Source organism: Peribacillus alkalitolerans, assembly GCF_010882125.1.
Lineage (GTDB): Bacteria > Bacillota > Bacilli > Bacillales > DSM-1321 > Bacillus_BN > Bacillus_BN alkalitolerans.
Window position 1 is genome coordinate 207,450 of record NZ_JAAGVZ010000001.1, and the last position, 19,871, is coordinate 227,320.

Sequence of the window (19,871 nt, forward strand, 5' to 3'; positions counted from 1 at the left end):
CATTGTAAATTTACAGTTCAATGATGCGCAAGTGCTTACTCAAATCTCAATGCTTGAATCGGGTGGAGTTTGGATGCTTTATTCGCAGGAATGACACCAAAAATCACTCCCACTATAAGTGAAAATAAGAAAGCCATTGCCATGACGGGAATGGAATACTCTACCGTCATGCCAGCAGTTAGTGATAAAAGCTTTGAGCCTCCTACTCCAATCAATACACCTAACACTCCACCACACGCACTTAAAGAGACTGCCTCGATTAAAAATTGCCATAAAATATCGATTCGTTTCGCACCAATCGCTTTTCGAATGCCTATTTCTTTTGTTCGTTCAGAAACGGATACAAGCATAATATTCATGATACCAATCCCTCCGACTAGAAGGGAAATCCCCGCAATCCCCGCGAGCATCAAAGTCATCGTTTCTGTCACGGATCCTACAGTTTCCATCAAATCCTGCTGGGTAGTGACACTATAACTATCATCTTCACCTGGATATAAAAGGCTCATCAGAACCTGCGCAAACATTTTTACAGCAGCCATTTCATTTTCGGATTTAGCCTGAAGTAAGACAGTGGATACACCTTCACTACCTATTAATCGCTGAGCCGTTCCTAGAGGTAAGATGATGACATCATCCCCACTTTGTCCTAGTGAGGTCCCTTTTGAGGCCAAGACACCAATGACTTTGTAAGAAACACCCTGAATTTGAATCTTCTCTCCGACTGGACTTGATGCCCCAAAGTAAGTCATTGCTGTCTCACTTCCTAGCACAGCCACTTTTTGGTTATATTCCAGGTCAATGTCTGTGATGAATCTTCCTTCTTGCATATCTAGGTCTCGGATTTCTTTGTAAGCCTCATTCGTACCTGTAACAGACACTTGACCTGTCGTCTTATCCTTCTTTACAAAAACTCGTCCAGAAACAGAAGGTGATGATTGTTCCACCCCTTCTATTTCTTGGAATTCCATAACTTCCTCTTCTGTTAATCCTCCATTTTCTGTATCGAAAACATTTAAAGTGATTAAGTTTGTTCCGAGCTGATTAATCTGTGATTCTACTTGTTGCCCAGAACCCTGTCCTATTGAAATTAAGATAATGACTGAAGCTACGCCAATAATGATCCCAAGCATGGTTAAAAAGGACCTTAACTTATTGCCTTGCATACTACGAAATGCCAACTTCAACAGAAGAAGGATTTTCATGGATTTCTCCCCCTTTCTCAGAAATTTGGCCATCATGTATTTGTACAATCCGCTTAGCTTTTCTTGCCACATCCATATCATGGGTAATCACAATGATGGTATGACCTTTCTGATTCAACTCAAGCAAGATATTCATAATATCATTGCTGGTTTTACTATCCAGTGCTCCGGTGGGCTCATCGGCAAGTAATAACGGTGGATTCCCTGATAATGCTCTTGCAATTGCGACCCGTTGCTGTTGTCCTCCTGAAAGTTGGTTTGGATAATGGTTCGCTCTATTTCCTAGTCCTACCCTTTCCAAACTCTCCAAGGCCAAGCTCAATCTTGCTCCGTAATTCATGCCTCGGTACATAAGGGGTAGCTCTACATTTTCAAGAGTAGTTAGACGATTTAATAGGTTGAAATTCTGAAAAATGAATCCTATTTTTTCATTACGAATAGTGGCTAACTCTGAATCTTGCATCGTCTCTACATTAGTGCCTTGTAGCCAATAGGATCCAGAGCTTGGTCGGTCTAGACAGCCAATAATATTCATTAATGTTGATTTCCCTGACCCTGATGGACCAATGATGGAAATAAAATCCCCTTCATTGACTGTAAGTGACACATTATCCAAAGCCGTTACCGTTTCTCCAGCTAATGAATACGTTCTCGATATATTTTGTAGTGATAGAATTTCAGAAGTCATGTCATTATCTCCTTTCACTTGGCATACCCTGACCTTGTCTTTGACCAACAAAGCCTTGGCCGCCGCCAAAACCTCCCATTCCGTTCGGCATCATCATGGTGCTCATCTGTCCATTATTAGAACCAGAAACTAAGGCAGGGAGTTGTACCAGTTCACCAGCCTGAAGACCAGAAGTCACCTCAACATATGTATCATTAGCAAGTCCAGTTTTAATTTCCTTCCTTGTCCAAGTCGCCTGTCCCTGTTCGGTAGCTGCAGCAGTTTGAACTAAGACGAATTTTTGGTCTCCTTGTTTTCTGACAGCTTCAATAGGCACTTTGATGACATTTCCCTTGCTTTCTACAAGGATGCTAGCTTCGGTTGTCATCCCAGGCTTAAGGCTCTTACTATCATTAATTGAAATAGTGACATCAAAGGTTGATGAGCCATTTTCCACTGTCCCTTCCTTAGCAATTCCAGTTACTTTACCAGCGAATCTCTCCTCTGGGAAAGCGCTTGCAGTAAGCGATACGGTTTGACCTACCTTTATCTTCGGGACATCTACCTCATCCACTGAGATGACAGTCTCTAAGATGTTGTAATTCGTAATATGGGCCAAAGCTTTTTCCTCGCCTACCTTATCATCCTCCTCAACCGCTATCGAAGTGACTATCCCAGCGAATGGTGCCGTGACAGGATCACTATCATCGGTAAAGGTGAAAAGCTCGTCCCCCTTCTTTATTGCCTGATTTTCCACTACCAGCACTTCATCTATCGTTTTGTTCTCATCTACAAACAAATCTTCATTATGAACAGAAGCGACATTTCCAGATCCACTTACTTGTACGTCCAGCTTTCCTTGCTCCGCTGATGCGGTTGGGGATTGAGCCATGATTTCCTGTGGCTTGTTTGAAAAGAAGAAAAAAGCTCCTGCGCTTGTTATAACTAAAATAATGCCTGTTATGATCCACTTTTTCATATCTACTACTCTCCTTTTCTTATTCATTACCATTTGGATTTGTAAAGCTGCCATCTTGGTTCATCATAGGAAAATTGCCACGTTCCATCATGGTTGGGCGTTGATTCTGCTTGGTAATTAAATAACCTATTCCTCCGAGGATGACTAGATTAAGAAGTAACTGGACCACCATGAATGTTTTAAATAATTTTTGTTCCATATTTTTTTCTCTCCTTTCAGTTTGTAATGGTGATTATGGAGGACGATTCTTAAAATTGGCTTAATAATATTTTGAAGGAATTCGACAAGTTGGGAATACGATGGTCATAGTCGGGAATATATTTGTCGAAGTTGGGAAAATATCGATAAATGTCGGGATTAAAGTTGATAAAGTTGGGATTATTTTTACTTCAAAAATAAAAAACCATCTTCCTAAACGAAAGATGGCATGGGTAAAATATTAATCTAGTTTTTTAAGAAATCATTTCTTCCACTTTATTCCGATGATTTCTGTTCCGACTCCAACTTTGGATTCGATTGAGAATACATCAAATAGCCTTTTCGCTCCTGGAACACCTGCTCCTAGGCCACCAGAAGTGGAATATCCGTCTTCTAATACTTTACGCACATCCGAAATGCCAGGGCCTTCATCGATAGCATGGATTTTCAATCCATGTTTGCTATGTTCAATTAATTCTTCAATGATGATTTTTCCTGGTAAAGCGTATAAGTAAATATTCCTTGCAAGTTCGGAGATTGCTGTAGTGATTCTCGCTTGGTCAACAACACTGAAATTCAAGCGTTTAGCTTCTTCTCTACCCTTTTGACGGGCGAGTACAATGTCCCATTCATTATTTATATTAACAACTACACGATTTGACATGGGTCTCCTTATCACCTATTAGGATATGATTTTTTCTAGTATTTCGATTCCTTTTTCCAAATCTATTGCAGTATGCCCACCATTTAGATCAATACCTAGTTCAATTAACGTAATGGCAACAGCCGGTTGTATTCCAGTAATAACAACTTTAGCTCCCATCAATTCAGCCATAGAAACAAGGTCACCTAGAATTTTTGCAATGAAGGAATCAATCATATCTAATGAAGTAAGATCTAAAACTACTCCACCTGCACCGGTTTCATGAATTTTTTGCAGCAAGCTTTCCTGTAATTCAAGAGCTGTCTTATCATCCAGTTCTACTTGAATGGATATTAACAATAGGTTATTAAGCTTAAGAATAGGAATTTCCAACGAACTTCCTCCTGCAATCCTATAATTTATATATATCGTACACCATTAATTTCTTCTTCAAACTTTACTTCTTTAATCAATTAATAAATCATATTATACCAATTTTTTAGGATACTCTCAATTTTTCTAGTAATTACCCAATTTCTCATCACTGGAAATCGATAGAGGTGATGTACTTTTATGGATTCAATTTATCAATATATTGGTAATAAAAAACAGTCAGGCCGCACAGCCTGACTGCTTCATTGTTATAATACAAACTTCTTAATCGAGTCTTGCAGCTCTTCAGCCATATCCGCTAACGCCGCTGAGGACGCCGCAATTTCTTGCATTGATGCTAATTGCTCTTCAGTTGCGGCAGAAACATCCTGGCTTTGCTCGTTTGTATGAAGTGCAGAGTGTTCAATTTCCCTAACAATCTCCACTACCTTATCAATGCCCTCACCCATCACTTGAATGGAAGAAGATACTTCTTGTATTTGAGAAGTGACAGTATTGACAAATTGTCCAATTTCCTTGAACGAACTGCCTGCAAAGTTAACGATTTCAATCCCCTTTTGAACTTCAGCAGACCCTTTTTCCATAGATTCAACCGCTTGGTGTGTATCTTCTTGAATCGAAGAAATCAGTTGACGGATCGTTTCTGTAGAATTGGAGCTTTGTTCCGCCAGCTTACGAACTTCTCCTGCTACAACGGCAAATCCTTTTCCATGCTCTCCTGCTCTAGCCGCTTCGATAGCTGCGTTTAATGCAAGCAAGTTCGTTTGGGCTGCAATGCTTCCAATAACATCAACGATTTGGCTAATTTCAGCCGAACGCTCCCCTAAATTGTGAACGACCTTTCCTAGCTCATTCACATTTGAATGGATATTGTTCATTTGCTGAATGGATTGGTTGATTGCCTCTTCACCTTGAAGGACTGCCTCAGTTGCTTGTCCTGCTGTTGATGAAACAGTCATGGAACTATTCATGATTTGCTGGATTTCAGAGCTCATTTCATGAACCACTCCGGTACTTTCTTTTACCATGGTAGTTTGAACATCCGTCGATGATGCGACCTCCTGGATAGAATTCGCTACTTGCTCAGTGGCTCTATTATTTTCATCAGAGCTTGCCATCAACTGTTCGGATGCAGAAGCCAACTGGTTTGACTTGTCTCCAACATTTTGGATCAGTTCACGCAATGCAATGACCATACCATTAAAGCTTTGTCCTAGTTTTCCAATTTCATCATGCTCTGGTCCTTCATATTGTTGGGTTAAATCACCTTCGCGAATTCTTTCTGTAACCACATTCAATTGATTCAATGGTCGAATAATTGATCTAATGATTAAATAAGAAATAATTGCACAAATCGCCAATGAAATTACAATTGTAATGATAGAAACAACTATGATTGGTTTTACAGCATCGGATATTTCTTCGGAATTCATCGTGCCGGCAATCTTCCAGCCTGTCAACTCATTCGTTGTAAAAGTAAGTTCTTTTGCCACACCTTTTAGCTGATAGGATATATCCCCGCTTTTTTGAGAAAGAATCGTTTTTCTCCAGCTTTCTTTCGCCTCTTCACCAGCTTTTTCGGTTGGGTGAATCAAATATTGACCAGTTGCACTCAAAATAAATGGATAGCCCTTGTCTCCTATTTTGATACTTTTCGCTAGTTTACTAAGCATATCCAACTCTAGGTCAATACCGAAAACACCAGAGTTATCAGCAGATAGTCTAGCGATAGTAATACCGATGTTACCAGTGGAAGCATCCACATACGGATCTGTAATAATGGTTTTACCATCATTCTCCACTGCCTGCTTATACCATGGACGTTCTCTTGGATCGAAACCTTCTGGAAGTTCCACGGATGGATCGATGATCATTTCGCCATCTTTTGTTCCTATGTATACATTCAGTACTTCCGAATTTAGTGCTTTATACTCTGAAAGCAAGTTTATTAGTCGGGCTCGGTTTGCTTGTGTATAAGATGCAGCACTCATCCTTTTCGCAAAGTAATCTACATCGTTTGTGCGCGTTTCAATACGTGAGGTAAGAAGCTCATCCAATACTTCCACGTTTTCTTTAGCAGATTGCTGGATTTTATCGTGAATCTCTCTTTTAGCACTGTCATACGACATATACCCTACGATTGTTGGTGGAATAAGTAAAATGAATAAAAATAATAATATCAACTTTCTCTTAATCGTAGTTTTCATAAAACTTTTGACCTTTTTTTTACGTTTCTTCATACGGACGACCCCTTCTACTAAATAAATAATGAGTGCATAAAATTTTCCAACAATTCCTCCTATTAAAAATATTACTTTAGTAGTAATATCGGAAGGTAAATAGAACTATATAGTTGAAATTTTTTACAATTAGCAGATATCCGTAACCTATACTATTTCAATGTAGTTTTTTTATGGTTTTTTGGCAGTATTTCACATGATTTTAGTTTATTAAAATAATAGTTGAAATAAAAAAAAGACGCACAATTAGCACCTTTTTTCATATTTACGAGACTTATAGGTTAATGTACCTGTAAATGAAGGATGAACTGTTCCCCCAACCTCCCTATTTTCCGGTATCCCTTATCTACGAACCCTGTTTTTAAATAGACTTGCTGGGCACCTATGTTTTTATGGTTAACGCCAAGGACTACCTCGTTGCATTTAGGAAAATGCTCCTTAATATAATCCTTTAATTGCAGCAATCCTTGTTTTGCATACCCTTTCCCTTGATGCCTTTCGTTGATGGAAAAAGCAGAGAGTAACAATGCTTTAGGATTATCACTATACTCATTGACCCTCTCTCCTATATTTAGTATAAAAAAGCCTACCGCTTCTCCTCCCGACTCAATGACTACAGGAAACTTCGTTTTGTTTAGTTGATCATCTTGAAGCATAACTGCAGGCATTCCCGTAAACTTGGCTTGTTCATCGGGAAGTTCAAAGGATAGTAATTCTTCTTTATATTTAACTTCATAATTTACAAGATTAACCGATTTTTGTTTCGTAATGTTTTCCATCATTAAACCTCTTCTCTTTATTTGATTTAAATCCAAAAGGAAGTCGAAGAATGGCTATTTTCTCAATACTCCAAAGAAGTAATGAAATACAAATGAAGGATGAAACCATCAATAGCAAAAACTTCAATGGTATAGATAACTCCACCGACCTTAGAAAATAACCTATCCCTACAATAATGGGCTGATGAAGAATATAGAAAGGTAGCGCATATTTCGAACCGAATTGAAGTTTAGCTGTTTTCCCATTGAATTTCATCATAAATAACCCAAGTAACGTAAAAATGAGAAACCAGCTCCCTAGCATTCGAACTGCCGTAATGACTGGTTTTAACTCTAACCACGAAGGCCCTTCCCTGAAGGAAATGAATCCATATAATCCGGCAATCACTAATCCCGTACTTAGAAAAACAGGGAAAAGTGACCTAATTTGTCCCATAAAAGAAGGATTCGAAATAAATATGAAGCCAGCAAGGAACACAAACAAATAGTACAGAAGGTCCCATCCTCCTAATCCAACGGTTTCAACAAATAATAATAGATACGAGATAAATAGTAAGATCCCGAAACCGAAAAATGAAGAAGATGATGCGATTCCTCTTGCTTGCATTCTTTTGAAAATTGGTAATGTTAGATATGTAAAAATCAACAAGAAAAACACATACCACAAATGAAGGCCCACAAATGCAAAATTCCCTGGTCCCCCTATATCTAAATAAGGACCTTCAAAGTAATGGGGAAGGAATTGAAAAAATGATCCAGTAAACTGTCCTAAAGTCACCCGTTCGATATACACTTGTGGTGGAGATAGGACAAACACTCCAAGTAATAACGGAATTCCTAAACTTACTAGGCGGTCCTTCGCGAGTTGAGTTGGTGAATATCTATGTAAGGCAAAATATGTACTTGCTCCCTATATCAAGAAAAATAACGGCATGATCCACAAGCTTGTGACCATCGTAAATAAAAACATATATGTCTCGTCTAACCCTACGTTTTTCACATGCCACGGAAATGGATTAAAAAACATGACCACGTGATAAATAAATACAACTAAGGTTGCAATCACACGCAACCAATCTAAATAATAAAGTCTCGATTCCATATTTTTTTTCATGTTATTTCCTAACTGAATTTTCAAAGCTATTCTTCTTAATGAACTCTAAATTTGATTGATATAGTTCTGGCATTTTCCAATTGGAGTACGCGTCAGGTATAGCATTCGATTCAACTTCATGCTTTTTCATCAAGGAAAGTAAATATTGATGAAGGATATTGATATCTTGTTTCGAACCTACATAACCATGACCAGGTATAGCCAACTCTATATCCAATTCTTGAATCTTTTCAAGGATAGCGACCCAGTTCTTTGGATTTCCATCACGTAGAAAAGGATGATTCTCCACTGTCAATAAGTCTCCTGTAAAGATGATTTTATCCTGGCGAATGTACAAGACGATATCACATGCAGTATGCCCGCCAACAAGACTAATCAGTTCAATGGATTTTTCTGTTCCTTCAATTACATATGAACTTTCAAATGTGTGCGTTGGAGATTGGTAGTTTAGAGTAGGGAGAGTTTGTTCGATTTCTTTAAGCTGTAAGACATAGTCCCTCATTTTTTCTTTGGTTTCCGGATTTTGATCCTTCTCCATCTCAAGTTCTTTTTGAGAAATGTGCGCTCTCAAATCCTCTATGCTATCTTTTTGTTGTTGAAATCTAACTGGATGCATTCCATCCATTAGTTCTTTTGTCTTTTTAGTGGCTAAGATTGAGCAATCATGGAACACTTGGTTTCCACGGATATGATCGCCATGCCAGTGACTATTAACAACGTAAGATATAGGTTTACCAATCACACCCTGTGCAGCTTTTCTTAAATCTTCTGCTGCCTGTGGAGTATTAAAGGTATCAAAAATAACTATTTGGTCACCTAAATCAATTAGGCCAGCATTGGCAAATCCACCACCAGATGAGGTTACCAATGCTACATATACACCTTTTTTCACTTCAAACAATTCAAAGTGCTTCGATTCGAAATGAATTCTTTTCATGAACAATCTCTCCTATAACCCAAACTTTTTTGCCACCATAAAGATTAAACGATTAGCACTATGTTAAAATTTTCCTTTAAATTAATTATACTAAATAGAAAGAGTTAAATAGAAAGAGTTAAATAGAAAGGAATATTTTTATGAACTTAATTAATCAAAACATAATCGAAATAACGAATATCTTATCTCTAGCTTGGTCGATCGATTCCAGTACGAAATGGACAAAGGGTAATCCTGCAAAAGGACAATGTGGTGTAACTTCATTAGTGATTAATGATTTATTAGGCGGAGAAATATTAAAAACACAGACTCCTGAAGGCTGGCACTATTATAATAAAATCAATGGAAAACGCTATGACTTTACAGCTTCTCAATTCACTAGTGCAATCGACTATCAGGACTACCCTTCAGGTAGAATAGAAGCCTTTTCAGACACAAATCAAATGCAGTACGATTACTTAAAGGATAGGGTAAAACAATTAAAAGGGAAAATATAATTTTTAGATTATTCTGATTTATATAGACACACTATGATAAAATGATAGGGCCAGACACATCTGAATTGGAGGGTTTATTTTGTTCCAGGGAATCCATCACATTGTACTTTTTTGTAAGGATACAAACCTATCAAAAAATTGGTATGAAAAAGTAGGTTTTGAATTTGTAAGAGGTTATGAAGGAATGTTTTGGTTCCAGCTTGGAGGCATTGAAATCATGCTTCATCCTAGCGACGTTTCGAATCCTGGCCTGACCAATTTACACGTTGCGGTTCATAATGTTTCCCAAGTGTTCCAACATGTCATCGATCAAGGGCTGGAGCCTGTTGACCATCAACAACCAGGTGAAAAGATTACTGGACCAGTTACCAGACCGTGGGGAGACATTGAATTTGAATTGGCTGATCCAGATGGACATCTATGGGCGTTTACTGAAATTAAAAATTAACATTTCTGTATAGAAAAAGAGCATCGAATATAATTGATGCTCTTTACACTGTAGTTATTTTTCGTAGCCATTGGGAGAGTTTTCTTTTCAGTTAATTCGAGTCTTGGTTGATATTACTAAATTTATATTGAGGGAATTGGATACAGAAGTGAGTACCCTGATAAGTGCTTTCCTTTATCGTTACATCACCTCTATGCTCAAAGATGATTTTTTTCACAAATGGTAGCCCCATCCCCGTTCCACCTTCTTTATTGGAAATAAAGGGATCAAACACACTCTCCCACTCTAGCTTTGGTATACCAATACCCGTATCAATGATTTCTATTAGTATTCCTTCATCGTTAATATGCATGTCTATCATGATGTTTCGTTTCGAAGAATGCTTTTGAATAGATTGAGCTCCGTTCTTAATAAGGTTGATGAATACTTGTTTTAAATAGGTTTTGTTGACGAAAGCTTTTACAGAGCTATATCTTTTATCAAAAATAATTTCTACATCGTTCTCTTTCAAAAACTCCTTCGAAAAATCAATGGATTCTTGAATAATCTCGTTCAGGTCCTCTACTTTGAAGTCTATCTTGGAAGATTGTATAAATTTCCTATAATTATGGGATAACTCTTCAATTTGGTCGGTCGCTTTCCTGATAATGACTGTTTTTTCTCTATCTTCTTCAGTAAGTGTTGGTGAAGAGGATAGGACTGAATTAAACCCTTTAATCACTTGGGCTGTATTTAACACTTCATGAATCAAGCTCCCGGCTAAATTCCCCACATAATCTAACTTCTTCTGCCTTTCCACTAGTAGGTTGTATCGAATCATCATATCCAAATTCATTCGTATGAAGGCAATGATGATAGAAATAGAGAAAAAAATCACACCTAAACTACTGACGAGTGCGCCTGTTTTCGGATAAAAATTAAGCACGCCCGTAATAAATAAAAACAGAGAAAATAATGAGAATTTCCCTAAAAATTCTTTTATGTTTGGGTTAGGGATTTTCTTAGAAACCATAAAGATTAAAAAAATGAGAACTAAAAAACTACACATATGTATCGCATAAATCCAATGATAAGGCCCATATTCGGGAAAATAAAAATGAATTCCCAGGGTCTCTATTTTTCTAGATATTATTCCTTCAATCCCCATTGGTGTCCAAATCAATAAGAAAACAAAAATGCTCCAGATCACAATAAAGTAAAAGGACTTCTTAGAAAATATTCTTAACAAATACTTTGCAAAAGGTGAGCTTACTTCATTCACCCATGGGCTGTTTTGTACACTGATTAATGCTATATAGAAAAACACTGGGATGGCAAATATCGTTCCGCTTCGCATCAATTTAAATAATAGTAGAATGATTGATTCCTCAAGGAACTCACCAAAGTACAATACTCCAATATCCGCTTGCCATACTGAGATGCACACCATATATAACAATAAGCTTAAAGAAAGCTCCGATCCCGTTAATATTTTACGACTACTTATGGCTAACACAATGGGTATCAAACCAATCATGATAACAAATAACCCTACGATCATTCTATTCCTCCATAATCCATTCGAACATAATACCGCTTCTCTTCTCATTTTAATATATATCTATTGAAATGCGTATTTTATATACAGCATTTGAAATCCAGAGGGTATTTTTGCAAAAGAAAAGGAGTAAGAAACGATTCTTACTCCTTCTCCATATTAATCTAACTTAATAATCTCTTCTTTTTGATCTTTATTTAATCTGTATAATCTATAAGCATGACTGATGATTACCTTCATTACCGCGTAGAACGGTACCGCAAGAATCATACCAAGTAAACCACCTAGGCTTCCTGCCACCAACAATATAAGGATAATTGTCAAAGGATGGATATCCAATCTCTTCCCCATGATATACGGAGAAGTTATGTTGCCATCAATCTGTTGGACAATTACAGCTACAAGCATAACCTTAAGTGCCATGAAAGGAGAATCGATAAATCCGATAATTAATGCGGGTACGATCGCAATGAACGGACCGATGAATGGAATCACATTTGTAAACATGGCCACAAACGCCAAAATCAGCGAATATTCTATTCCTATGACTAGGTAGCCAATGTACATCATCACTCCGACCAAGAAACAAACCACTGCCTGCCCTTGAATATAGGAGCTTAATGCACTATCCATATCCTTGAATATTTTTCGAGCTTCCTTCGCTTGAAAGTATGGAAGGTATTTCAAAACATTATTCGACGCTCCTTCACTATCTTTCAATAAATAAAAGACGATGAAAGGAACCGTTACGATGATGGTAATGATGCTAGTAACGACTCCCAAAATACCAGAAATCTTTTTTCCAAAATCCGCTACATTTGAATTAAAGTAATCCCTCACATAATTGGATATGTTCTCGATGGTTACATACTGATTTTTCTCGAACCTTGAAAGCCACTCATTCTGTTGCAGTGAAATGACCTTCTCCTTGAATGTTTCCGTCAATAGAGGGAAATTGTTGATCAAGCTATTAAACTGCTGTTGCAGCTCAGGGCCAATCATAAATACTCCAAGAGTTAAAAGCCCAATAAACAATGAGTAAATTAATAGGATAGATAAAACTTTTGGCACCTTTCTTTTATGAAGATAAAAGACAACAGGTCTGAATAAATAATAAAGGACACCAGAAATTAGGAACGGGAAAAATAAAGTTGTAAAGAATACCTGAAGTGGTCTAAAGATAAAATTTACTTTAGTTGAAAGATAAATAATCACTAATAGGATAATAATCCCATATCCAATACGAAAAAGCTTTGAATTTGGCATAACTTCTCACCTCACTATACATTCATTACCCTAAATGCTTCGTTTCATAACGAGTTCAATCAGTAGTTCTATTGTATCTGTATTCATTTCTTATTACTATTGAAATTATTTTTGTTTAACTACTCACTTACTTCACAGATCCTTCATTCGTTTCACACAATCGATAATTATTATAATGTTTGAACTTATTTAACTAGTTGGAGGATTGTTTTATGAAAGAGAATGATCAATCGTCAAAAAAACATCTTTACCGTGCCATTTGGAGATGGCATTTTTATGCTGGAGTGATTTTTGCACCAATTCTTATTATGCTTGCAGTTACTGGTGCCATTTATCTGTATAAGCCTCAAATTCAAGAAATAATGTACAAGGATTTATATGAGGTGAAGCAGCAAGGAAATCCATTGTCAGCTAACGAACAAGTCATAAAGGTACAAGAACAGTATCCGGATTCTCCTATCACACGGGTCCGTCCTGCTGATTCTCCTACACGCTCTACAGAGGTTGGAATTGATCATAAGGGTGAAAACATGACCATATTCATAAATCCCTATAATGGAAAAATCATGGGGGATTTAAAGGATGATTCCATGTTTATGGAGTTCGTTAAAAAGCTCCATGGTGAGCTAATGGTAGGCACTATTGGTGATAGAATCGTAGAATTGGCAGCCTGCTGGGCTATTATTCTTTTAGTCACAGGTCTTTACCTCTGGTTCCCTAGGGACAAAAACTGGAATGGCTTCTTTAATATAAGATTAAAGCAAGGAAAACGTACTTTTTACCGTGATTTACATGTTTTCTTAGGTTTTTGGCTGTCCTTATTCATCATCCTACTAATTTTAACTGGACTTCCATGGGCAGGCTTCATGGGTGATAAAATTAACCAAGTGGCAACATCTACACAATCAGGGTATCCGAATGCACTTTGGGATGAAGTACCCGAGTCCTATGTCCCTACTAAATCTGTTGGAACCGTGCCGTGGGCTGCCGAAAATATGCCACTGCCTAAATCCAACATAAATGGAACAAATGGTATTTTCCTAAATAGTGTTGTAGAGATAGCAGAAAAGCGGAATGTCCATCCTGGCTATAATATTTATCTACCTGGAGATGAGACAGGTGTTTATACAGTATCCGTCTTCCCTACTTTTCCAAAAGACCAAGCTACTCTACACATCGATCAATACAGCGGAAAAGTATTAGCTGACCTTCGCTTTGATGATTATGGCTGGATGGCAAAAGTAATTGAGGTTGGAATCGCCCTACATGAAGGACGTTATTTTGGTCCTTTCAATCAATTTCTTGGATTGTTGACTTGCTTAGGGTTAGTCCTGATCGTTTGGAGCGGTTTCATCATGTGGTGGAAGCGTAGACCAACCGGAAAACTAGGAGCACCAACGCTTTCGAACCAATTTAAAATGTCCAAAACATTAATTGCCATTACGATTTTACTCGGAATTTTACTTCCTTTAGTAGGCATATCTTTACTGGCAGTCCTTATCATTGACTTTGTTTTGATAAAGCGAATCCCAAGATTAAGAGAATGGTTTGCTTAAGTTGACTGAACAAAAAAAGGTGATTAAAACGTCTTTTAGGACGAATTTAATCACCTTTTTCCACTTTACTTGTTAACCTCTACACTTTGTAGAATTGGGTATCCCTTATAAACTTTTACTGTAGCTATTAAACGACCCTGACTTGATTCTTTTTCAAGTTGTTTACCTGTATTTTCTTCTAGGTAATAACGTTCTATAGGGATATTGATGTTCACTTTTTTATACCCTTTATCAGCAGTCCAGTCCACATAAGGGCTCATGACTCCTTTGATGTATACTCCTGATTTTGGCTTGGTTTCTACAACCCGCCATGCTTTGAAAATCCCTGTAGCTTTGTCTTCCTTCAGTTCTATGAATACCTTCACATCTTGATAGGGTTTTGAACTATCCCCGTGAATGTCCAATTTCTTTAAAAGTGGCTCGTAGATGATGTCTAAAGGTACTTCTTCTATTTCAAAATTCAAGTCTACATAATCACCGTAAAACAAATCTCTAGGGTCATATGGTATGGTTTGCAACTTAATTGATTCCCCTAAATAAGTCGCTGTAAGCGGCTTGACCAGCATACTCAATAACAAAATGATTGGAAAGGCTAATGCAAAGATAAAGAATTTATTCCTTGATAGTTTCTTCATTCTTTGTCATCTCCTTCCGACGAGTCTTTTCAAACCAATATCCTAATGCAAGCAGGAGAATCCCACCAATAAGAAAAGCAATCGATTTGTTCATGAAAGCAAGTGATAAATCTACATAAAAACGGAAGATGAATACACAAACAATAGTTACCCCGAATAAATTCTCCCGCCTTACTAAACTAAGAGCATAGATAAGATACAAAATGGAGAATCCAAGTGAAAGCATCCATGCATTCTCAGCTGAAACATCCTCCCACCAATAAGGGAAAGAAAGTGTAACAGCAGTGACGAAATGCAGCACCATCCCAATTGCTTTTATTTCTACTTTATAGTCTTGATGTTGAATATAAACGAAAGTCATTCCAATAATAAAATAAAATAATAATACAATTAGGAATTTCTCTATATTAAAATAGTTAAACGCCATTACAAAGAACTGAAGCGTCATAATTAGATTGATTACAAATAACGGCTTTGATCGATCTAGATACTTATGCCCAATATAAAAAAGTACGGGTAATAGTAATAAAAATACATATGGAAAACCCTCAACCTCTATAGGTTTAATGGCAAATTGTGCTTGTATGAAAATATAAACCGATAAGATATTGACCCAAAATAAAGGCAATGACCTTTTCATCACAAAATGACCAAATGCGAACATGATTGGGAAAATAACTAGCATTACATATGCAGTCAGATCATCTGTCCAAATAAATTTATTATGGATATAAATATAGATGAAAGCTAAAGAGACAAACTTTAGCTTTTGGTCTTCTAAATAAAAAGCTAATGGTAAAATACCTATCCCCCACATTAAGAAAGCATCTTCCCAGTTTCCACCAAGATGAAATAATTGTCCAATATAAAATATTTCCGCACCGTAGGCGAATGCTCCTACGTAATACAAAGCTTTTGATAAAACCGGATGTTTCGTCTCTAACCTTCTAGCAGCAAGATAAAAGGTAATCAAAGTACCTAAAAGGATGATAAACTTAGTCATTTTCGTTAACTCTGACCAATTACTCGCCACAAAGCTTAAAATGCCTAACCCAATCAAAATGCCACCTATCAAGAATAGGATTTGTATGGAGTTCAGACTTTGTTTAGTAGGGACTTCTTTTGGTGCTTCATACAAATCAATCAATCTGTCTGATTGGCCTTTATCTAAATGACCTGCACTTTCTAAATCATTGAATTCTCGTTTAAGGAACTCGTAGGCTGATCGCGTTACCACTCGCTTCAAATTGAACACCCTCTTTGTTTATAAAATCCCTACAATACACCTAATACAACAGAACTATTCTAAATACAAACTTTGTTTCTGTATATGTTAAATTATACAAAAACATCCAATTTAAGCATATACAGCATCACATCCGCTTTCCATACTTTATTGTCCTTTATTTCAATCCATGCCTGAATAATGTCATAAAAAGTAATTATCGAAAAAGGAGCAAGCCCTTTTCGGTCCTTGCTCCTTTTTCATTTTGGCTCTGTTAAACGTAGATGTTGATTTCCGTTCCAGGCACTCGCTTTCCGCGGGGCGGGCGGTGAGCCTCCTCGGCGCTCTGCACCTGTGGGGTCTCACCTGTCCCGCTGCTCCCGCAGGAGTCGAGCGCCTTCCACTCCAATCAACATAGTGGATAAATCAACAATAAGCTTTAACAGAGCCTACATTTTAAAGCGTAAACTTATTTGTTAATTCTTTTAACTCGTTCGCCATACGTGACAATTTTTCAATCGAATCAGACATATCCGATACGAGGTGATCCTGTTCTTTCGTGACTTCAACCGTCTCGTTCGTGCTAGTTACCGCTTTCTCTGCAATATTAGCTGTCTCAAGTGAAGATGCTGTTATCTCTTCAGTAGAAGCCGACATTTCTTCAGATGTAGCCGTTACTTCTTGCATTTGATGAACAACGCCTTGAATGGCATCCAAGATGGTATGGAAAGCCTCCCCTGTTTCTTCTACAAAAGAAATACCCTTTTCAACATCTCTTGTTACTGTATCCATCGATTTTACCGTAACACTTGTATCATCATGGATTTTTTCAATAAGATGTTGAATGCTTTCAGTTGATCGTTCGGACTGCTCTGCTAGTTTTCGAACCTCATCCGCTACCACTGCAAAGCCTTTTCCATGCTCCCCCGCCCTTGCCGCTTCAATGGCCGCATTTAAGGCAAGTAAATTTGTTTGTGCTGAAATTTCACGAATGATATTAATAATCGTGGCAATTTCATTTGAATGGGTTTCTAGAACTTTAATGAAAGAAGAAGACTGATTGACGGATTCACTGATGGTCTTCATTTGTTCAATGACCTTTTCTAACTTCTCGTTTCCTTGTTCTGCTTCCTGTAGTGTCCTTGTAGAAAACTCCGATACAGTAGAAGACGACTGTGCAATGTGATTGATCCCTTCAGCCATTCCTTCCATGACACAAACACTTTCCTCTAAACTTCTAAATTGAGTGGTTGAGCCAATTGCCATCTGTTCCATAGTCGCCGCTATTTGATGGCTTGCTGCTTTTGTTTCAATTGCCTGGGCCAACAATTCCGCAGTGGTGATTTGGACCTCCATCGTATTATGATTAATTCCCTGGATGACCTGTTTTAAATCAGTGACCATTCCATTAAAAGCAAGGGATAATTTTCCGATTTCATCCGTCCGTTTGCTTTCAAAAGAAGTGGACAAATCCCCTCTACCAACCAATTCAACCTGTTTCGTCAGAATTTGCAGAGGGTTCACTATGTATCGTGTGAAACCAACGATGGTTAGGATACTAATCAATAAAATTATCGCAGTAACTATAATCATTTTGAGCTTGCTCTTTTGCATGGTTTCATAGATTTTAGTAGCATCAAAATCTGCCCCTACCACTCCTAACGCTTCTCCGCTCTTGGATTTGATAGGGATATATGCAGAAACTACCGCCCCGTACTGCTCATCATAGCTTAATTCTCCTATGGCAGCTTTACCTGTTTCAAAGGTTTCCTTCAATATTGGAAACTCATCCATTTTTTCTTTTTCACCAAGCTTAGAAGCATCCTCGGAATCTTTCGGCATTCCATCTACTATATATTGATAGTCGTAACCTTGATCCGTTTTAGTTCTTTGCATCGTATATAAATACAATAGTCCATTTGTTTCTCTAATTTCATTCAATTGCTGGCGAAGCTCATGGTAATATTCATTCTCACCTGACTGAGGCGTTATTTCCTTATACTTTTCGACATCAATTTTCTTTACAGCTTGTTTTGCGATTTGTTCGGCTTGATTGCTAACCGATTCTACTACTAATTGAGCAGATGACTGATAAGCAAGGAAACTGATCAAAAGTCCTGATAGTAAAATAAGAGCAGAAAAAACCAATAACATTTTTAACTTAATGCTTTTCTTCATATTTCTACCTCTTCTTCAAAATAAATGCATTATTCTAGTAAAATAGTCACTTTTACATCATAAACTATTTTTATTTTAGAGAATAGTCAAAAAAGGAAAGGATTGTTAATTCTTTTACTGAATTCTAGGGTGTAACGATTTTATTTTGAGGAGTTGGAAAGCTGATGAAAAACACCCTTTTAACTCAAATTGAAGAGCTCGAACATGAAATACTTGACAAAAAGAAGCAACTTGCCAAACTTAGATCTTCTAAACAAAAAAGACCCATCCAAAACTATGAATTTGTTACATCCTCTAATCAACAAGTTACCTTACACGATTTATTTGGAGAAAAAGATCAATTAATCATCATTCATAATATGGGGAAAGGTTGTTCCTACTGCACAATGTGGACGGACGGATTCAATGGGGTATATCATCATTTAATCGATCAAGCTAGCTTTGTATTAGCTTCCCCAGATACACCAGATGTTCAAGGAGATTTGGCAGCCGAACGTCAATGGAAGTTTCCCATGATTTCAGTAAAAGACAGTACATTTACTACTGACATGGGCTTTCAAAAAGGAAAGCAATACTATCCTGGTGTCTCTACTTTTCATAAAGATGAAGATGGACACATCACCCTTCATGCCCAAGCACCATTTGGACCTGGTGATGATTATTGTGTCACGTGGCATTTGTTCGATTTACTACCTTCAACGAGTGAAAATGTAGAAGTGAAAAGAAAGATTCATGATCGATCTCCGTTTCAAATCACCAACAATATCGCAATCGGTGTGAGGGAATATGAAAAGGCAATCCCTTTTTATCGAGATATATTAGGCTTTAAGCTTGAACAATCCTTTGAAAACGAAACAAAGTTTTCAATGAGTGGCACCAACTTCTACCTAGAAAAAAGTTCTGATAACAACACTCACTTCGAGTTTTCAGTTACTCATATTGATTCGGCTAAGACCCTACTATTAGAAAATGGATGTACCATTACAAAGGTATATTCAGATAAAAGTGTCATGATAGCAGATCCATTCGGCATGAAGTTTCATTTGTTTGAAAGTAAATAAATCTTTTATTAAACAGTCGGAAAACCGGCTGTTTTTTTGTGATAAGAATCCTTTAAAACCCTTGTGTATAGCCTCTTTCATCAAAAGTTAATCAAACGTTTGATTAACTTTTCACCAGGTCATAAGACTAGAAGAACTAAAACTAATTATAAATTTCCGTTATAAAACTTCCCTTAAATGCCAAAATAATCAAGGGCCAATTCTAATCCAGTTACACTATCTATCCCATATATGACATTTATCATGGTTTGGACATGACACGTATGACTACCACGCTTCTTTTCACTTACTTATAATAGGAGGTAATAAACTA

Annotated in this window: 19 protein-coding genes and 1 pseudogene; 4 read left to right on the top strand and 16 right to left on the bottom strand. The window is 37.2% G+C overall.

From position 1 onward, the window contains the following. Positions 1 to 35: 35 nt before the first annotated feature. From G3O09_RS01045 to G3O09_RS01095, 11 genes and pseudogenes are all read right to left on the bottom strand, one after another. On the bottom strand, positions 36 to 1,205 hold the full coding sequence (locus G3O09_RS01045; RefSeq protein ID WP_163099182.1) for an ABC transporter permease: 1,170 nt from the start codon (positions 1,203 to 1,205) through the stop codon (positions 36 to 38). Beyond that, the gene (locus tag G3O09_RS01050; RefSeq protein ID WP_163099183.1) at positions 1,168 to 1,893 is read right to left on the bottom strand and encodes an ABC transporter ATP-binding protein; all 726 of its coding nucleotides are present in this window, start codon (positions 1,891 to 1,893) and stop codon (positions 1,168 to 1,170) included. The genes G3O09_RS01045 and G3O09_RS01050 overlap by 38 nt, the downstream gene beginning before the upstream one ends. Before the next feature lie 4 nt (positions 1,894 to 1,897). After that, a complete protein-coding gene (locus tag G3O09_RS01055) occupies positions 1,898 to 2,851 on the bottom strand; it encodes an efflux RND transporter periplasmic adaptor subunit (RefSeq protein WP_240338290.1) in 954 nt (317 codons plus the stop codon). Positions 2,852 to 2,870: 19 nt separating this feature from the next. Continuing rightward, entirely contained in the window at positions 2,871 to 3,050 is a 180-nt protein-coding gene (locus tag G3O09_RS01060) for a hypothetical protein (RefSeq protein ID WP_163099185.1), read from the bottom strand. Positions 3,051 to 3,311: 261 nt separating this feature from the next. Next, complete coding sequence (locus tag G3O09_RS01065) at positions 3,312 to 3,713, bottom strand: anti-sigma regulatory factor (protein WP_163099187.1); 402 nt, start codon at positions 3,711 to 3,713, stop codon at positions 3,312 to 3,314. A gap of 18 nt (positions 3,714 to 3,731) precedes the next feature. Further along, on the bottom strand, positions 3,732 to 4,085 hold the full coding sequence (locus G3O09_RS01070) for an STAS domain-containing protein (protein WP_163099189.1): 354 nt from the start codon (positions 4,083 to 4,085) through the stop codon (positions 3,732 to 3,734). Positions 4,086 to 4,333: 248 nt separating this feature from the next. Further along, positions 4,334 to 6,325, bottom strand: a complete 1,992-nt coding sequence (locus tag G3O09_RS01075) for a methyl-accepting chemotaxis protein (RefSeq protein WP_163099191.1) — start codon at positions 6,323 to 6,325, stop codon at positions 4,334 to 4,336. A 281-nt stretch (positions 6,326 to 6,606) separates the two neighbouring features. Then, complete coding sequence (locus G3O09_RS01080) at positions 6,607 to 7,104, bottom strand: GNAT family N-acetyltransferase (RefSeq protein WP_163099193.1); 498 nt, start codon at positions 7,102 to 7,104, stop codon at positions 6,607 to 6,609. Next, positions 7,073 to 7,996: pseudogene (locus G3O09_RS01085) on the bottom strand (acyltransferase family protein); the annotation flags it as partial. The pseudogene G3O09_RS01085 and the gene G3O09_RS01080, both read right to left, overlap by 32 nt. A gap of 18 nt (positions 7,997 to 8,014) precedes the next feature. Then, positions 8,015 to 8,218 (bottom strand): acyltransferase family protein, encoded by a 204-nt coding sequence (locus G3O09_RS22845; protein WP_163099195.1) that lies wholly within the window; start codon positions 8,216 to 8,218, stop codon positions 8,015 to 8,017. A 1-nt stretch (position 8,219) separates the two neighbouring features. Next, positions 8,220 to 9,155, bottom strand: coding sequence for an MBL fold metallo-hydrolase (locus G3O09_RS01095; protein WP_163099197.1), 936 nt, complete (start codon positions 9,153 to 9,155; stop codon positions 8,220 to 8,222). Between the two features lie 140 nt (positions 9,156 to 9,295). On the opposite strand from G3O09_RS01095, the gene G3O09_RS01100 reads away from it, so the two are divergent. Both G3O09_RS01100 and G3O09_RS01105 read left to right on the top strand, forming a co-directional pair. Beyond that, positions 9,296 to 9,652 (top strand): YunG family protein, encoded by a 357-nt coding sequence (locus G3O09_RS01100; protein ID WP_163099199.1) that lies wholly within the window; start codon positions 9,296 to 9,298, stop codon positions 9,650 to 9,652. A gap of 79 nt (positions 9,653 to 9,731) precedes the next feature. Next, on the top strand, positions 9,732 to 10,100 hold the full coding sequence (locus tag G3O09_RS01105) for a VOC family protein (RefSeq protein ID WP_163099201.1): 369 nt from the start codon (positions 9,732 to 9,734) through the stop codon (positions 10,098 to 10,100). A gap of 91 nt (positions 10,101 to 10,191) precedes the next feature. Here G3O09_RS01105 and G3O09_RS01110 read toward each other — a convergent pair whose 3' ends face one another. Next, on the bottom strand, positions 10,192 to 11,640 hold the full coding sequence (locus tag G3O09_RS01110; RefSeq protein ID WP_163099203.1) for a sensor histidine kinase: 1,449 nt from the start codon (positions 11,638 to 11,640) through the stop codon (positions 10,192 to 10,194). 156 nt (positions 11,641 to 11,796) lie between these two features. Next, complete coding sequence (locus G3O09_RS01115) at positions 11,797 to 12,903, bottom strand: AI-2E family transporter (protein WP_163099205.1); 1,107 nt, start codon at positions 12,901 to 12,903, stop codon at positions 11,797 to 11,799. A gap of 212 nt (positions 12,904 to 13,115) precedes the next feature. Here G3O09_RS01115 and G3O09_RS01120 point away from each other — a divergent pair, with 212 nt between their 5' ends. Further along, the gene (locus G3O09_RS01120) at positions 13,116 to 14,459 is read left to right on the top strand and encodes a PepSY-associated TM helix domain-containing protein (protein ID WP_163099207.1); all 1,344 of its coding nucleotides are present in this window, start codon (positions 13,116 to 13,118) and stop codon (positions 14,457 to 14,459) included. A gap of 65 nt (positions 14,460 to 14,524) precedes the next feature. Here the strand turns inward: G3O09_RS01120 and G3O09_RS01125 are convergent, their stop codons facing one another. From G3O09_RS01125 to G3O09_RS01135, 3 genes are all read right to left on the bottom strand, one after another. Next, positions 14,525 to 15,094: a GDYXXLXY domain-containing protein gene (locus tag G3O09_RS01125; protein WP_163099209.1), complete on the bottom strand. Its 570-nt coding sequence runs from the start codon at positions 15,092 to 15,094 to the stop codon at positions 14,525 to 14,527. Next, a complete protein-coding gene (locus G3O09_RS01130) occupies positions 15,072 to 16,331 on the bottom strand; it encodes a DUF2157 domain-containing protein (protein ID WP_240338309.1) in 1,260 nt (419 codons plus the stop codon). The genes G3O09_RS01125 and G3O09_RS01130 overlap by 23 nt, the downstream gene beginning before the upstream one ends. Positions 16,332 to 16,775: 444 nt before the next feature. Further along, positions 16,776 to 18,497, bottom strand: coding sequence for a methyl-accepting chemotaxis protein (locus G3O09_RS01135; protein WP_163099213.1), 1,722 nt, complete (start codon positions 18,495 to 18,497; stop codon positions 16,776 to 16,778). 164 nt (positions 18,498 to 18,661) lie between these two features. On the opposite strand from G3O09_RS01135, the gene G3O09_RS01140 reads away from it, so the two are divergent. After that, the gene (locus G3O09_RS01140; protein ID WP_163099215.1) at positions 18,662 to 19,558 is read left to right on the top strand and encodes a DUF899 family protein; all 897 of its coding nucleotides are present in this window, start codon (positions 18,662 to 18,664) and stop codon (positions 19,556 to 19,558) included. Positions 19,559 to 19,871: the final 313 nt, after the last annotated feature.

What these genes read in the sequence shown, in the direction of transcription:
- G3O09_RS01095 (WP_163099197.1), bottom strand. Translation starts at nt 9,155, where the DNA reads ATGAAAAGAATTCATTTCGAATCGAAGCACTTTGAATTGTTTGAAGTG.
- G3O09_RS01080 (WP_163099193.1), bottom strand. Translation starts at nt 7,104, where the DNA reads ATGGAAAACATTACGAAACAAAAATCGGTTAATCTTGTAAATTATGAA.
- G3O09_RS01055 (WP_240338290.1), bottom strand. Translation starts at nt 2,851, where the DNA reads ATGAAAAAGTGGATCATAACAGGCATTATTTTAGTTATAACAAGCGCA.
- G3O09_RS01135 (WP_163099213.1), bottom strand. Translation starts at nt 18,497, where the DNA reads ATGAAGAAAAGCATTAAGTTAAAAATGTTATTGGTTTTTTCTGCTCTT.
- G3O09_RS01120 (WP_163099207.1), top strand. Translation starts at nt 13,116, where the DNA reads ATGAAAGAGAATGATCAATCGTCAAAAAAACATCTTTACCGTGCCATT.
- G3O09_RS01115 (WP_163099205.1), bottom strand. Translation starts at nt 12,903, where the DNA reads ATGCCAAATTCAAAGCTTTTTCGTATTGGATATGGGATTATTATCCTA.
- G3O09_RS01125 (WP_163099209.1), bottom strand. Translation starts at nt 15,094, where the DNA reads ATGAAGAAACTATCAAGGAATAAATTCTTTATCTTTGCATTAGCCTTT.
- G3O09_RS01060 (WP_163099185.1), bottom strand. Translation starts at nt 3,050, where the DNA reads ATGGAACAAAAATTATTTAAAACATTCATGGTGGTCCAGTTACTTCTT.
- G3O09_RS01050 (WP_163099183.1), bottom strand. Translation starts at nt 1,893, where the DNA reads ATGACTTCTGAAATTCTATCACTACAAAATATATCGAGAACGTATTCA.
- G3O09_RS01110 (WP_163099203.1), bottom strand. Translation starts at nt 11,640, where the DNA reads ATGATCGTAGGGTTATTTGTTATCATGATTGGTTTGATACCCATTGTG.
- G3O09_RS01065 (WP_163099187.1), bottom strand. Translation starts at nt 3,713, where the DNA reads ATGTCAAATCGTGTAGTTGTTAATATAAATAATGAATGGGACATTGTA.
- G3O09_RS01100 (WP_163099199.1), top strand. Translation starts at nt 9,296, where the DNA reads ATGAACTTAATTAATCAAAACATAATCGAAATAACGAATATCTTATCT.
- G3O09_RS01140 (WP_163099215.1), top strand. Translation starts at nt 18,662, where the DNA reads ATGAAAAACACCCTTTTAACTCAAATTGAAGAGCTCGAACATGAAATA.
- G3O09_RS22845 (WP_163099195.1), bottom strand. Translation starts at nt 8,218, where the DNA reads ATGAAAAAAAATATGGAATCGAGACTTTATTATTTAGATTGGTTGCGT.
- G3O09_RS01075 (WP_163099191.1), bottom strand. Translation starts at nt 6,325, where the DNA reads ATGAAGAAACGTAAAAAAAAGGTCAAAAGTTTTATGAAAACTACGATT.
- G3O09_RS01045 (WP_163099182.1), bottom strand. Translation starts at nt 1,205, where the DNA reads ATGAAAATCCTTCTTCTGTTGAAGTTGGCATTTCGTAGTATGCAAGGC.